At 41.2% G+C, this 14,627-nt stretch carries 12 protein-coding genes; 4 read left to right on the top strand and 8 right to left on the bottom strand.

What is annotated here, in order from left to right; translation table 11 throughout:
• Window positions 1–423 precede the first annotated feature (423 nt).
• Window positions 424–3,447: a glycosyltransferase family 117 protein gene (locus BLP33_RS03710; RefSeq protein ID WP_090524991.1), complete on the bottom strand. Its 3,024-nt coding sequence runs from the start codon at window positions 3,445–3,447 to the stop codon at window positions 424–426.
• Window positions 3,448–3,808: 361 nt separating this feature from the next.
• On the opposite strand from BLP33_RS03710, the gene BLP33_RS03705 reads away from it, so the two are divergent.
• On the top strand, window positions 3,809–5,437 hold the full coding sequence (locus tag BLP33_RS03705; protein ID WP_254780050.1) for a gliding motility protein RemB: 1,629 nt from the start codon (window positions 3,809–3,811) through the stop codon (window positions 5,435–5,437).
• A 57-nt stretch (window positions 5,438–5,494) separates the two neighbouring features.
• Here BLP33_RS03705 and BLP33_RS27355 read toward each other — a convergent pair whose 3' ends face one another.
• Together BLP33_RS27355 and BLP33_RS03700 are read right to left on the bottom strand one after the other, a co-directional pair.
• Window positions 5,495–5,641 carry a glycine zipper domain-containing protein gene (locus BLP33_RS27355; RefSeq protein WP_175489875.1) on the bottom strand — a complete coding sequence of 49 codons (147 nt, stop codon included), beginning with the start codon at window positions 5,639–5,641 and terminating at the stop codon, window positions 5,495–5,497.
• 20 nt (window positions 5,642–5,661) lie between these two features.
• Window positions 5,662–5,982: a hypothetical protein gene (locus BLP33_RS03700; RefSeq protein WP_090524989.1), complete on the bottom strand. Its 321-nt coding sequence runs from the start codon at window positions 5,980–5,982 to the stop codon at window positions 5,662–5,664.
• 110 nt (window positions 5,983–6,092) lie between these two features.
• On the opposite strand from BLP33_RS03700, the gene BLP33_RS03695 reads away from it, so the two are divergent.
• Together BLP33_RS03695 and BLP33_RS03690 are read left to right on the top strand one after the other, a co-directional pair.
• Window positions 6,093–7,148, top strand: coding sequence for a winged helix DNA-binding domain-containing protein (locus BLP33_RS03695; RefSeq protein ID WP_090524986.1), 1,056 nt, complete (start codon window positions 6,093–6,095; stop codon window positions 7,146–7,148).
• 45 nt (window positions 7,149–7,193) lie between these two features.
• Complete coding sequence (locus tag BLP33_RS03690) at window positions 7,194–7,964, top strand: DNA-formamidopyrimidine glycosylase family protein (RefSeq protein WP_090524985.1); 771 nt, start codon at window positions 7,194–7,196, stop codon at window positions 7,962–7,964.
• A gap of 105 nt (window positions 7,965–8,069) precedes the next feature.
• Here BLP33_RS03690 and BLP33_RS03685 read toward each other — a convergent pair whose 3' ends face one another.
• The 3 genes from BLP33_RS03685 to BLP33_RS03675 all read right to left on the bottom strand — a co-directional run bounded on the left by BLP33_RS03685 (window position 8,070) and on the right by BLP33_RS03675 (window position 11,111).
• Window positions 8,070–8,651 carry a hypothetical protein gene (locus tag BLP33_RS03685; protein ID WP_090524983.1) on the bottom strand — a complete coding sequence of 194 codons (582 nt, stop codon included), beginning with the start codon at window positions 8,649–8,651 and terminating at the stop codon, window positions 8,070–8,072.
• Between the two features lie 122 nt (window positions 8,652–8,773).
• On the bottom strand, window positions 8,774–10,315 hold the full coding sequence (locus BLP33_RS03680; RefSeq protein ID WP_090524980.1) for an MFS transporter: 1,542 nt from the start codon (window positions 10,313–10,315) through the stop codon (window positions 8,774–8,776).
• 103 nt (window positions 10,316–10,418) lie between these two features.
• Window positions 10,419–11,111 (bottom strand): hypothetical protein, encoded by a 693-nt coding sequence (locus BLP33_RS03675; RefSeq protein ID WP_139159921.1) that lies wholly within the window; start codon window positions 11,109–11,111, stop codon window positions 10,419–10,421.
• 182 nt (window positions 11,112–11,293) lie between these two features.
• On the opposite strand from BLP33_RS03675, the gene BLP33_RS03670 reads away from it, so the two are divergent.
• A complete protein-coding gene (locus tag BLP33_RS03670) occupies window positions 11,294–12,526 on the top strand; it encodes an alpha/beta hydrolase-fold protein (RefSeq protein ID WP_175489920.1) in 1,233 nt (410 codons plus the stop codon).
• Between the two features lie 15 nt (window positions 12,527–12,541).
• Here BLP33_RS03670 and BLP33_RS03665 read toward each other — a convergent pair whose 3' ends face one another.
• Together BLP33_RS03665 and BLP33_RS03660 are read right to left on the bottom strand one after the other, a co-directional pair.
• A complete protein-coding gene (locus BLP33_RS03665; RefSeq protein WP_090524975.1) occupies window positions 12,542–12,913 on the bottom strand; it encodes a DUF779 domain-containing protein in 372 nt (123 codons plus the stop codon).
• A 114-nt stretch (window positions 12,914–13,027) separates the two neighbouring features.
• Window positions 13,028–14,530, bottom strand: a complete 1,503-nt coding sequence (locus tag BLP33_RS03660; RefSeq protein ID WP_090524973.1) for an aldehyde dehydrogenase family protein — start codon at window positions 14,528–14,530, stop codon at window positions 13,028–13,030.
• Window positions 14,531–14,627: the final 97 nt, after the last annotated feature.

Genomic DNA, 14,627 nt, shown 5'->3' with positions numbered 1-14,627 from the left:
GGGAGAAACATCAATTTATCGGACATTGTTTATGCAAAAGGCAAGAAAATGGTTGCCCTTGCATTTGCAAACCTTATACCACACAAACATATCATTGATTTTCAACAGCTTGAATTCAATCAACAACAATTACGTGGCGATATTTCGTGAGATGTCGATTTTTTTTGTCGATTAAAGGCTAAAGACCATGACAATTGAGCCACGGCTTACATTGTGAAACAAAGCAGTTGGTACCCTAATTATCATACTACCGATAATTGTATTATATGTATGCTATGATCGGGCCAGATTCGTTTAATTCAATCAAAAAGATTATAGAAAATTCAACCGTAGATACGAGCAAATCCATTAACTGCAGTTATAAACCACCAACAAAGCCACCCCAACCGGGATGGCTTTGCCAATAAATATTATCAAGGATTACTATTGACCGCCGCCTAATACAGCACGGAATTTTGATTCGTAACCCTTTAACTGGTTTTCAAATTTGGTAGCAAGAGCGATTTGATGGTTGTCTTTGGTAAACTGCACCAATCCGTTCAACACTTGCATGCCTATTTGTACATCGCGCCCGTTAATGCTATTAACATCCTGGCTTAGCAGGTAGGCATTATAATCCAACTGATCGGTAAGGTAATTGTCGATATTGCCTGCCAATTTGTTACCCAACACCACGTCATGAAGCTGATAAGCCAATTGCGTTAAATATAACTTACGACCTGCAACATCAACATACGGGTAAATATCAGGTAATTCAGCATCATATTTTTGAACAACTTTTAACGCTTTATCGTTTTTACCTTCCTGAACAAGGCTTTGGGCCAGATCAAGGAAAGTGGTTACCATAACGGGGTAAAACATGGAGGTCGACTCATGATCAAGGTATTTAGCAGTTTTAAACTTGCCAAATTTAAACTTGTTCATCACGTTATCATACATTACATCAGTATTGGTTTTGCTCAACTGATCATGTAAAGCTGTATCCGGCTTAAATGGAATCAAGTGATAGGTAAAACCTTCTTTGTACAGGTAAGGTTGCAAACCTATCAGGTTTTCGTTACCAATGGTAGTAGTGAAGCAGATAGGGCGCTTCCAGTGGTTATGCGCCAAAATATCAAACATGGCCAAATTCTCTTTGGTTACATAGTTTGATGTATATTTCCACTCCATGGCGGTTGCAAGCTTATCTTGCTGATCGGCTTTTATTACACCGTTTGCAATTACCTCATCAGGGTTAACCGTAACTTTCAGATTTTTGGTCGGCAGGTAGTTGCCATAGTCGCCGCTTTGATATTGTACCTGCGTAGCCTTATCATCAGAAGTAATAAAATCAAACACTTCTTTAATATCCTGATATCCAGGTAGTTTCTGATCGTTAAAATAAATAACGTCCCTCACCCCTTCTTTATATTTATCAAAAGGCATAGTGATAGGAAGCGGCTCAGAACTGTTCATCTTTTTCTGCATCTGACGAATGTACCAATCGCCGGTAAACAAACTGAGGTTTACAATCCGCACATCCGGGCGGATGCCTTCAACTTCCTGATCGTACCACAATGAGTAAGTATCGTTATCGCCATAAGTAAATAAAATAGCATTCGGCGGGCATGAGATGAGATAATTATAGGCCATATCATGCGGCGTCATCTTGGTTGAGCGGTCATGATCTTTCCATTCTTTGGCAGCCAACAGCACCGGGCAAACCAATAAACCAATCACAGTTGAACCGATAGCGGCCATTTTAGCGTCGATATATTTGCGGCCAAATTCGGCAATGGCAATTACGCCAAGACCTATCCATATGGCAAAGGCATAAAATGAGCCTACGTACGAGTAATCACGCTCACGCGGCTGTACTGATGCCTGGTTTACATATAAAACAATGGCCAAGCCTGTGAAGAAAAATAGCAAGCCAACAATCAATGCGTCTTTACTACGGCGGTTAACATGAAAAAACAAACCTATTAAACCAATTATTAATGGCAGGGCATATAGCGGAGTATAGGTAGTAGCTGCAGTTACTGATTTTGGCAGATGTTTGCCACCATCAAACAAACCTGTTGTCCAGTTACCATCAATACCTTCGGTGCTGGTTTGTCCGTCGGCATCGTTATAACGGCCAACAAAGTTCCAGAAAAAGTAACGCCAGTACATCTGGTACATTTGCCAGCTGAACATCCATTTCAGGTTATCGCCCATGGTTGGGGCCTGCCCTTCGGGAATCCTTAGCCATTGCTTGTAAAACTGTACATCGTTAGGATCGGTGCTGTACATACGTGGCAAGGCTGTAGTATGGTCATATACATAATCAGTTTTACGACCTGCATTTTCATATTTGGTTTTGCCTTTGCGGTAAATGATACTCCCCTGTTTTTGATCAGTAACCTGCGAATCATACATAGGGCCTGTTAGCAAAGGCACTTCGCCATATTGAATACGATTTAAATAACCGTAAAGCGTAAAAGCGTTATCAGGATGTGAGTTATTTAAATTAGTATTAGCAGTTGCACGAATAGGTATATAAGCGAATGAGCCATATCCAAAGTATATAAATGCAACGCAAAGTAAAGCCAGGTTTAACGCAGGCTTCTTTTTGCGGATGCTGTACAGGATCCCCAATACCAGTGCAACAACTATCAGCAGGATGAAAAAGAATGCTCCGGTTCCAAAGCCCATTCCTAAAGAGTTGACAAAGAAAAGATCGAAATAAGCCGCAAACTTAATGGTATATCCCCTGATGCCGTATTGTACCAGGCCAAGAATCACTACCCCTGCCAAAAAAGTCAGGATGCTATTGCCAACGGTAATATTTTTGGTTCGGCGGAAATAGTAAACCATTGCGATGGCCGGTATAGTCAACAGGTTTAACAGGTGGATCCCTATGGATAAACCGATAACATAAGCTATAAAAACAATCCATTTATCAGCACCGGGTTCGTCGGCGTGCTCATCCCATTTAAGAATTGCCCAAAATACAATTGCGGTACATAGTGATGACAGGGCAAATACAATGGTTTCGACAGCCGAAAACCAAAACGTATCGGTATATGTGAAGGCCAGGGCACCAACAAGGCCGGCCCCCATAATTACATATAATTTATAACCGTCAATAGCCTCATCTCGTTTTTCAACCATCATTTTTTTGGCAAAAGCAGTAATTGTCCAAAATAAAAACATAATAGTTGCACCACTGGCCAATGCCGACCCCATATTAGTAAAGAAAGGCACTTTAGTGTTATCGCCAAATGACAATAACGACAAAACCTTGCCTATCATGGCAAAAACCGGGTAACCAGGCTGGTGGGCCACCTGTAAACGGTAGGCACATGAAATAAATTCGCCGCAATCCCAAAAGCTTACAGACGGCTCTAATGTTAAAATATAGGTTATTGAGGCTATAACAAAACAAAGCCAGCCTAACAGGTTATTGATTTTTTTGTACTGCATTTAATAATATCAATTGATTTAATAGCGCGGCAAATATCATGATTTTTATAACTTATTTAAAAAAAACACCTGCACGTGACAAAATTTAACATTAATTAACTTTTTGAAGTACTGGGATTAAAGAAATTTTATTTACCGATCTCCACGAACAGGCATATTTCAATCCATTTATTTAATAACTATAAACCTGCTTTATTGAATAATTAATTCAATGATTATGAACGGTTAACCAGGTATCATGTCCAAATCAATTTGCATAATTTTAATATATATCAGAAACAACCTGCGGGGCATGTATGTATATATCCTTATTTACCAATGAAATTTTTAACTTAGAACAATTAATACTTATTTTGTTGTAATGCAAAAACTCTACTTCCTAAGCTTTCGAAAAACATTTATAATAGCTGTAATTGCCTTATTTACATCGCAATTAGCAAAAGCTCAATCAGTTTATTTACCTAATTCATACCAGTTGTATCAAAAGTTCAATTCGGATATTTATTCTGTAAAAAACTCGGTCCATACTTCATTGCGTCCTTTTTTAATTGACAGCACTATTTTGCATACCTATGATTCGGTAATGAATGTTGGTGTTAAAGACCGCAAAACCTGGGGCGGGCGTAAATTATTTAATGAACACCTTTTTGACGTAAAAGCAAAAGAATATACCTTTTATGCCGACTATATTACTGATCTGCAGGCCGGCAGGGATTTCACTAACAGTAATTCGACCAACTTAAATGTACGTGGCTATCAAATTGGGGGAACAGTAGGCAGCAAATTTTCATTTTACACTAGCGGTTTTGAAAATTCGGCCAAGTTTGTATCGTATTATAACAACTATGTCAATACCAATGGTTTTATACCCGGCCAGGCATATGCCAGGAAGTATACAGGCCAACCACGCAACTCACAAGATTGGTCGTACGTAACTGCAATACTCTCCTATTCAGTAACAAAAAAACTGAATATTACATTAGGCGAAGATAAAATGTTTATTGGTGACGGGTACCGGTCGGTGCTCTTATCTGACTTTGCCGCCAATATGCCGCTTCTCAGGCTTACAGCCGACCTTGGCCCCGTACGTTATATGGTAGCGTGGGCCTATATTGAAGACCTCAATAATGTTGCACAAAAATTTGACAGTTTTGGAAGTAACCGCCGCAAATGGGCTTTATTCCATTATATTGACTGGAATATAACCAAACGCGCCTCGTTTGGTATGTTTAACGCCCTGATAGCTCCCGAAGCTGATAACCAGGGCAACCGGGCAGGCTTTGACGCCAATTTTGTAAACCCTATTTTATTTGCAAGCTCATTGGGCCCGGGCGGGAACAAAAAGGATAACGTATTTTTAGGGTTCAATGCCAAATACAAGATTTTTGATAAAGCTGCCCTGTACGGACAGATCATGTTCGACAGGTTCAAAGGCAGCGATTTCTTTTCGGGCAACAGTACCGATAACACCAACGGCTGGCAATTGGGTATCCGTGGCGCAGATATTTTTAAAGTTAAAAGGTTAAACTATCTATTTGAATATAACACTGTTAAGCCATACACTTACAGCAACCAGCAGTCAATAAGCAGTTATTCATTTTATGGCGATCCTCTGGCCCACCCTTACGGAGCAAACTTCAGGGAACTTTTGGGTATTTTGAATTATTCGGTTGGCCGGTTTGATTTCCAGGGGCAACTTAATTATGCCAAATATGGACTTGATGCCACAAAGACTGAAAATAACGGCAAAATAATTATCAAGCCTTTTATACCTTCGGCAAATACTACAACTACCATAGGCCAGGGTATAAGCACACAGCTTTATTATGGTGAAGGAACTGTTGCTTACATACTTAACCCAAAGTATAATTTACGCCTGGAACTTGGCGCATTGTACCGCCAGGAAAAAAACGATCAGAAAGATTCAAAAAACACCATGATCACCTTCGGAATAAGAAGCTCATTCAGAAATTTATATCACGATTTTTAATCGATAAAAAGCCTTACGAAGTTTAAAACCTTTGTAAGGCTATAAACCAGAGAATCTTTACTCCCTTTTCTTTTTTCTTGAGCCTACAGATACCCCGACGGCTACACCAATTGCTATACCCACAGCAAGGCTATGTAAAGCCAAACCAATAGCTGTGCCAACCACCAGCCCACCTGCAAAATAATTAGGATCTATCCTGTTCAAAATCGATATCAAAATTTAATTTACCAGTATTTTCTAACCGTGTACAAAAACACTTCATCTTCTTCATGTATCAAATTGAACTTGTCACTGCCAACCATTTTTGATATAGTATCACCAACCTTAGCAACCTCATCGAAGTTGGCCGTTGTACTTAATGAAACAGGAATGATACGAAATTCTTCGCCATTAACGGAAATCATAACATAGTCTCTGTTGCGATAAACAGATTCCAGCTTACCGTTAATTTCGGCATCGTGAAACTGATTATACTTTGTTACCCGTGGAACTACACAAACAATGATAACAGCAGTTATACAGCACAAAAGAAATAGTTTTTTCATTTATTATAAAAGAAAGCCCAAATTACAAAAGAAACTTTTTATTTCTACCCTACTGACAAACTGCTGTCATAACCATATATTTATTTTGAACAGCATTCAAAAGCATCAATATGACCAAGCCTGATATTGCCAGCCTGCGGGTTTATAACCAGCATCTTAATCACGATAAATTTAAAAAACCTGAAGATGTGGTTGGATATATGTGCGCCATGCAGGCGCAGGAATACACGCATGCAAAATGGGCAATTGGTTTACGGATGCTATCACCTGCGGATAAAATGGTAGAAAAGGCTATAACAACCGGAACTATATTGCGCACCCATGTACTAAGACCAACCTGGCATTTTGTTTTACCTCAGGATATCCGCTGGATGCTTAGCCTTACCGCACCACGAATTAATGCCGGTAATACCACCATGTATAAAAAGCAGGAGGTTACAGATGCCATTTTTAATAAAAGCTTTGATGTGTTTACAAAAGCCTTACAGGACGGCAAACAACTAACCCGTACCGAAGTTGCCGCTGCGCTAAATAAGGCAAACATAGCTACCGACGATCTCAGGCTTACCATATTACTGATGAAAGCCGAACTGGAGCAGTTAATTTGCAGCGGGGCAAGGCAGGGCAAACAGTTCACCTATGCTCTGCTCGACGAACGGGCACCTGTAACACCGGCCATAGATCGTGACGAGGCGGTAGCTCGTTTGGTTTTGCGGTATTTTACAAGCCATGGCCCCGCTTCAATAAATGATTTTGTACATTGGAGCGGCCTTACAGTTGCCGATGCCAAAACCGGGATCGAAATAAATAAAGGCCGGCTAAGTAATATCATCATTGAAGGGGTGGGCTATTGGATGGATACTGATGTCGATTTCAGTACAGCAAAAAAAAGGGGGGCTTACCTTCTGCCTGTTTACGATGAGTTAATTATAGCGTATAAAAATCGCGATGCCATGGTACCAGCCAGCTTTCGGGATAAAATGGGGGCTATTACCTTTTTCCCAACTATAATGGTCAATAACCAGGTGGTTGGCAACTGGAGCCGGAATATGGGCAAAAAGAATATTGATATTGAGCTCAAACCATTTAACAAACTCAATAAGGCTCAAAACCAGTCTATTGAAAGCGCCATACAACGTTTTAAAAAGTTTAATGGTGTCGGATAACAAACATTAACTACATCAACAAGTTACTTATAAAAACAACATATTATGCCCGAACTACCCGATCTGCAGGCTTTTAGCCATAACCTGCAAAAAATACTTGCAGGTAAAACCGTTAAAAAAATAGAAGTACCTAACGCTAAAAAACTAAATGTTAGCGTACACGAATTAAACGAGGTATTATGCGGACAAAAGCTCGAAAAAGTATATCGCGAAGGGAAGGAACTGCACATTAAATTTAGCAAGGGCGATGTACTGGGTCTGCACCTGATGTTGCACGGTAAACTGTTTTTATTCGATACCAAAAACGAAAACAAGTACAGCATCATCGAGCTGCACTTTGATGATGGCAGCGGATTAGTACTTACAGATTTCCAGGGGATAGCAACACCTACCCTCAACCCCGAAAAAAAGGATGTCCCCGACGCGCTTGATGCCGATGCTGAATATTTAAAAAAGCGCCTGGCAAAAACAAAAACCAATATTAAAACTGTACTGCTTGATCAAAAGATCATGAGAGGCATCGGCAATGCATACGCCGATGAGATTTTATGGCACGCCCGCATTTCTCCGTTCTCCATAAGCAGTAAAATACCGGAGGCCAAACTGAAAGACCTGGTTAAGGCAATAAAATCGGTATTGGAAGATGCAGAACAAAATATCCTTAAATCAAACCCCGACATCATTAACGGTGAAGTTCGTGATTTCATGGATATTCACAATTCAAAGAAAAAACACAGCCCTACAGGCGCCGCGATCATAATTAACGAAGCATCGCGGAAAACATATTATACTGATGAGCAGGAATTGTTCGAGTAAATCTCGCAGGGTTTAAAGAAGAGTATTTAGCGTATTTTACTGCGCTCGTTTGCAATGAGCGCAGTTGTTAAAAGTCTCTCCTTTAGGGCAGATTTAGAGGGGTATCTACTTCAACTTTTTCACCAGTACATTAAAATCAACACCAACAATCGGAATCTTCTTCCAGGGTTGGGTTTCACCATCCTTATGGAAGGTACCGCCGTTAAATAAGCCGCAGGCAAATCCAACGTTGGAGTTGGTTTTGGTTGTCAAAAATTCAATAGAAACCACAATATCACCGGCCACTTTAACATTGTATGGCGATAAGTCGACAGTGGTTAATTGATGGTTTTCCACATTGTCGTATTTTTTAATATAGCCTTTTATTTCGTCTTTAACCAAATTAGCTTCATTTGGAAACTTCCCGGCCATTTGGTAAACATTTACTTTAAAAGGAATGCTATCGCTTGATCGGTTTTGAGTATGAAAGTTCAGCGTAAGTAATTGTACCTGCTTTTTACCAGCATTCATTTCAATACCAACCTGCGCACCTTTAACAGCATCAAAGGTATTATTGGATGAGCCGCTTCTGGGCTTGTTGCCTATCGTTTTGGTTTTATCCTGGGCGGATACGCTAACGGCAACAAAGCATAAAAAACATAAGGCAAAGAGTTTTACAGAATTTCGGGAGAATATCGATTTGAACATAACAATAAGCTTTAGATGGATTTGTAAGGTAGACGATAGTGATAAACAAATGGTTGCAACCCCAATCTGATTTTTCTTAGGATCTACGCAGAGGCACTCTATTCACGTTTTTTCAAAAACAATCACTCCTTCTTAACAGCGTTATTCCTGATAAAAATAACCGACATCAGCGCACCCAGGAAACCAAGCCCGGCGCAGATCCGCATAATATTGCCATAGGCCGAAATAAATCCGTTGTGATAGGCAATCCCGACTGCCTTTTTGTTGGATCCGTCGATACCGGCGGGCACTTTAGCATTACCTAAGTTGGCCGATTGTTCCATAACCGTCTTTTTATCATTTTCATTAAGGGATAACTTCTTCAACTCCCCCTGCATCGCTCCCGAAAAAAACAAAACCGCCAGGGCGCCAAAAATGGCATTGGCAAAAACATTGGCAATCCGGGTCATGGCATTGTTAATGCCCGATGCCGTGCCCGAAAAATGATCACTTACCGACCCCATTACCGTTGCCGTAAGCGGCGCTACCGTTAATGACATGCCGAAGCCAAAAACAAGCACACCGGGGAAAAAGCTTGTCCAATAATCGGAAGGGCCTGCAGTTTGTTTGATGAACGACAACATTAGTAACCCTGCTCCCGCCAAAGCCGGACCGATGATGAGCAATAAACGCGGACCTTTTTTATCGGCAATAGCTCCTGCATAACGCGCAATGGAGATCATGAGCACAGTAAAAGGTAAAAATGTTAACCCAGATTGCAGTTGGCTATACCCCTGCACCTGCACCATGTTTAGTGACATGAACAGCATACCGCCACCCAAACCCGCATACAGAAAAAATGTAAGCAGGTTTATCCCGCTAAAGGTTTTATTGCTAAACAGGCTTAGCGGCATCATGGGATGTGTGCTTGTACCTTCTATGCAAATAAAAACAATGAGCAATAATAAGCCCAGGGCTAATGATCCATAAACCTGCCAGCTATTAAAACCAACCGCCGGCATCCGCAGAAAACCAAATGTTAGCAAAGCAAGCCCTGATGCAATAGAAATAGCCCCGGGAAAATCAATGGTTTGATCGGTATTATCATCCTTGCTTTCGGCAACCTTGCGCCACAGGATGAGTAAAGCTACTATCCCTATGGGTATATTAATAAAGAATATGTACCGCCATAAACCGGCATCGGCTAAGGCGCCACCCAATACCGGGCCACCCATTGTAACTACCGTGGTAATGGCCGACCATGTTCCGATAGCCTTGCCCCTTTCTTTAGCATCAATGGATGATGAAATAAGCGAAAGGCTCCCCGGAATCATTAGTACGCCTCCAATACCCTGTATGATCCGGAAAACGATGAGATAAAAAACGCCCGGTGAAAGCCCGCAAAGGGCCGATCCGGCTATAAAAATAAAAATCCCAATCATGAAGACCTTCTTCCGCCCCAGTTTATCGCCAAGCGAGCCGCCTATTAAAATAAGGGAGGCAAGCATCAACAGGTAAGCGTTCAGGATCCAAAAGAGATCAGCTCCTTTGGCATCAAGGCTTTGCTGTAATGCAGGCAGCACCACATTAAGCGCTGTACCATCAATAAATGCCATGGCCGAAGCCAGTATAGCCGAAACCATGATCCATTTGCCGGCCGGGCTGCCCAATGAAACTGTAGCCATATTTTATAAGGTTGTAACTGAAAGGTTTATTACAAAGTTGCAGTAAATGATCGGATTAAACGGAGCCTAAAAAAACAATTTAAAGTGTTGCAAAAAAATATGACTATCGCCTGAAAACACCGATATTTTCCGGGCAAAGCAGGATCAGCAGAAATATAGCAGAAAGATTAAGCCATAAAACCTCCGACTCGTTTACTGCCGAAAATAGCATTATCAAAATAGTTAATATAATTATTGCGATAACGTGGTTGCGGTGCGGGATAGGAATTCCGATTCTATCAATAAATCGTTTAGCCCTAAAATTACTCCGATATATAAACGGCAATATCAAAAAGTAAAAAGCACTTGCGGCTATCAAAATCCAATAGAGCACGATTTTGCCGGTCTCATTAATTTTAATTATTCCATTTGCATTTGCCCCCAATATTGCGGTGTTGGCTTTAAAAAGCGAATGGGTTGACAGATGAAAAAGATCAGGCAAACTGCTCATTTTTTCGGCGATAAAAAACAGGCTTGCTATCCCGGTTAAAATTAAAACCACACAAAACTGGATGCTGCGATAGCGCGAAAGCCTTACAATATATACTGCCGACACTAAAAAAATTACAAGTAACAACAATACTGTGAAGTATCCTATAAAACCGCCATGGCGATTGTATATCATCTCAAAATATCTTTTATCAATGAAGAAGAGTATGATAGCCCCTATAGTGAACACGATCATTAATCCGAATATCAACGTCTCAAACTTTGTTAAGCTGTTCTTTTTACGGGCAGTATTATAAGTATTGAGCACGGCGATAATTTTATGAATGATTGTAATAACTAACAAAAACTTACCAAAACATGTTTTCGGTCCTTTTTTTAAACGAAAACAAGCTCCAAATTATTTCCGTCACGCCAACGACAACATTCGTCACATTTAATTCTGAAGGTCATATTGTTGCTGTACCATTGAATCATAAAATCAACAGTCACATGAAAAAGCTCATCCTGATACTCATTCATCTCACCATTGCATACCTGTTGAAGGCGCAGCCACCACAGCAACCTATAGTTTTGGGGAGGGTGGATACCATTTATTCCAACATCCTGAAAGAGAAACGACCCCTTTGGGTTTATACGCCAGGATATGATACCAACTACTTTTCAAAACCGGAATTTCCGGTTTTGTACGTTTTAGATGCCGATGATCATTTCATGTCGCTGGTTACTATGATCAAAGAACTTAGCGCAACTGCAGGCAATACGGTGCTGCCGCAAATGATCATAGTTGGTATTTTGAATACACCCGGAAATCGTACCCGGGACCTTACGCCTACCAGCAGCGCTATGGACAAGTCATCAGGCGGAGGGGAAAACTTTGCCGCCTTTATGGAAAAAGAACTAATCCCATATATCGACAAAACAAATCCAACTGCGCCCTATCGTACTATAATCGGTCATTCGTTGGGAGGATTAACGGTAATCAATTTATTATCAAAACATACACAGGTTTTTAATGCCTATGTGGCTATAGATCCCAGCATGTTTTATGATAACGATAATTTACTTAAACAGGCAACAATTATCCTTAAGCAAAAGAATTTTGGCGGTAAAAAGCTTTTCCTCGGTTTTGCCAATACGATGAATGCAGGTATGGATACTATACAAGTAAAAAAGGACACGGCCGAAATATCACATCATATCCGGTCTATCATGAAACTAGCTGATGATCTTTCTGTCAATAAAACAAACAATCTGCAATGGGCTAAAAAGTATTATCCTGACGACGATCATAATTCTGTTTCATTCAATGCCGAGTATGATGCCTTACGGTTTATTTTCAAAAACAACCGCTTTCCTCGAAACCAGCCTTACAACCAATATTTTGATAAACAGTATAATGCCGTGCAGCTAAAACAAATGATAACTGCCCATTACAAAATGATGTCCGCTGAAATGGGTTACACCGTACGCCCCCCCGAGCCGGAGATGAATAGCATAGGCTACGCGTTTTTGCAACAAAAAGATTATGAAAAAGCGGCCATGTTTTTCCAGGTGAACATAGATAATTACCCGAAAAACTTCAACGTTTATGACAGTATGGGCGATTGCTTTTTAGCCCGTGGGGATAAAGCAAATGCCGAAAAGTATTTTAAGAAAGCTTTATCAATAAAGTATACCAAAGAGATCATGGATAAGCTGGATAAGGTGCAGGCAGAGCAGTAAGAGATTTGGAGAGAGCTAATCTATAAAACTCACCGGTTCTAAATCTTTCAACTCGTCTTCGGTAAACAATCTTGAATGGATCATAAACCTAAAACCCGTCGGTATTTCTATTGAAAAACTTGAACCACGGCCTTTGGTAATATCGAGCTGAAGCTGGGTATGCTGCCAGTATTCAAACTGGTCCCTACTCATCCAAAATTCACAATCATCCACCTCTCCTATTTTCACGTCGCTGCCGCCGAGTTTAAACTCGCCCTTTTCGAAGCACATAGGCGATGAGCCATCGCAGCAACCACCGCTTTGATGAAACATCAGGTCGCCAAAGCGGGATTTGAGTTCGGCTATCAGCTTTGAAGCTTCGGGGGTTATGGTTACTCTTTTGATCATGTCTTCAAATTTCGCGCGAAGAAGCAGATAAGTAAAGAAATATTCAAACACATAAAGACTTACGAAGTTTCAGAAACTTCGCAAGTCTGGGGAACGGGGGGATTAAAGCCGGGATTAAAAAAATCCCAGCTTGTTCTTATTATATGAGATCAGCATGTTTTTTGTTTGACGGTAGTGACCAAGCATCATTTTATGATTTTCGCGACCAAAACCTGATTTTTTATAGCCGCCAAACGGCGCATGTGCCGGGTAAGCATGGTAATTATTTACCCAAACCCTGCCGGCCAGTATAGCACGCGGCACCTGGTAAAGCTCGTGCGCATCGCGGGTCCACACACCGGCACCCAACCCGTACAGTGTGTCATTGGCTATCGCGATGGCTTCTTCAGTAGTTTTGAACGTAGTTACACAAGCCACCGGACCAAAGATCTCTTCCTGGAAAATGCGCATTTTGTTATTGCCTTTAAATAACGTAGGCTGGATATAATAGCCGCCTTCCAGCTCACCGTCAAGCTTTTTAACCTCACCGCCGCAAAGTACCTCTGCTCCCTCTTCTTTACCAATTTTCAGGTACGATTGGATTTTTTCGTATTGGTCGTTAGATGCCTGTGCGCCCATCATTGTGGAGCCATCTAAGGGGTTGCCCATAATGATAGCATTAGTGCGTTCTATCACCTTCGACATAAATTTATCGTAGATGTTTTCATGCACCAGGATTCTCGACGGGCAGGTGCAAACCTCTCCCTGGTTAAGGGCAAATAATACGGCGCCTTCAACAGCTTTGTCAAAAAACTCATCATCGGCATCGGCTACCGATTCAAAAAAGATATTTGGTGATTTCCCACCCAATTCCATCGTAACCGGAATGAGGTTTTCAGATGCGTACTGCATAATTAAGCGGCCTGTTGTGGTTTCGCCCGTAAAAGAAACTTTGGCAACCCTCGGCGATGAAGCCAGCGGCTTACCTGCCTCCGGACCAAAACCTGTAACAATATTTAAAACACCCGGCGGCAAAATATCCTGGATCAATTCCATCAATACCATGATGGATGTCGGGGTTTGTTCGGCCGGTTTTACAACACAGCAATTACCTGCAGCCAGCGCAGGGGCAATTTTCCAGGTAGCCATCAACAGCGGAAAATTCCAGGGGATGATTTGTCCTACCACACCCAACGGCTCATTTAAACAAATACTTACGGTATATTCATCATGCTCGGAAATCCCGCCTTCTTCGGCACGAATTACACCAGCGAAATAACGAAAATGATCAATCACCAGCGGCAAGTCGGCAGCGCGACATTCACGAATGGCTTTTCCGTTATCAATGCATTCTACCGCAGCCAAAAACTCCAGGTTGGCTTCAATAACATCGGCTATTTTATTTAATAGCGATGCCCTGTGCGCTGCTGAAGTTTTGCCCCACGCTGGGAATGCGGCATGAGCGGCGTCCAGAGCCAGTTCAACATCTTCCTTTCCTGATCGTGCAGCTTTGGTGAATACTTTACCGTCGATAGGCGAAACGTTATCAAAATATTCGCCTTTAACCGGCGGGACAAATTTTCCGCCGATAAAATTGTCGTATTTATCCTTGAAGGATGGTTTAGAAACAGCGCTCATAATTTTTATGGTTTTTTGGTAACACTAATGTAGAGCTACCTTGCTGTAGGGCATTTGCATTATGTTCTCAAATGATAGCACAATGGTCGCATTTTTT

The sequence above is a fragment of the Mucilaginibacter sp. NFR10 genome (genome assembly GCF_900100445.1).
Taxonomy (GTDB): Bacteria; Bacteroidota; Bacteroidia; order Sphingobacteriales; family Sphingobacteriaceae; genus Mucilaginibacter; species Mucilaginibacter rubeus.
Note: the sequence above shows the minus strand (reverse complement) of the source record. Positions and strands in the feature narration are given on the sequence as shown.

Excerpts from the sequence above, each read along its gene's own strand:
- BLP33_RS03710 (WP_090524991.1), bottom strand. The coding sequence starts at position 3,447 with ATGCAGTACAAAAAAATCAATAACCTGTTAGGCTGGCTTTGTTTTGTT.
- BLP33_RS03705 (WP_254780050.1), top strand. The coding sequence starts at position 3,809 with ATGCAAAAACTCTACTTCCTAAGCTTTCGAAAAACATTTATAATAGCT.
- BLP33_RS03700 (WP_090524989.1), bottom strand. The coding sequence starts at position 5,982 with ATGAAAAAACTATTTCTTTTGTGCTGTATAACTGCTGTTATCATTGTT.
- BLP33_RS03695 (WP_090524986.1), top strand. The coding sequence starts at position 6,093 with ATGACCAAGCCTGATATTGCCAGCCTGCGGGTTTATAACCAGCATCTT.
- BLP33_RS03690 (WP_090524985.1), top strand. The coding sequence starts at position 7,194 with ATGCCCGAACTACCCGATCTGCAGGCTTTTAGCCATAACCTGCAAAAA.
- BLP33_RS03685 (WP_090524983.1), bottom strand. The coding sequence starts at position 8,651 with ATGTTCAAATCGATATTCTCCCGAAATTCTGTAAAACTCTTTGCCTTA.
- BLP33_RS03680 (WP_090524980.1), bottom strand. The coding sequence starts at position 10,315 with ATGGCTACAGTTTCATTGGGCAGCCCGGCCGGCAAATGGATCATGGTT.
- BLP33_RS03670 (WP_175489920.1), top strand. The coding sequence starts at position 11,294 with ATGAAAAAGCTCATCCTGATACTCATTCATCTCACCATTGCATACCTG.
- BLP33_RS03665 (WP_090524975.1), bottom strand. The coding sequence starts at position 12,913 with ATGATCAAAAGAGTAACCATAACCCCCGAAGCTTCAAAGCTGATAGCC.
- BLP33_RS03660 (WP_090524973.1), bottom strand. The coding sequence starts at position 14,530 with ATGAGCGCTGTTTCTAAACCATCCTTCAAGGATAAATACGACAATTTT.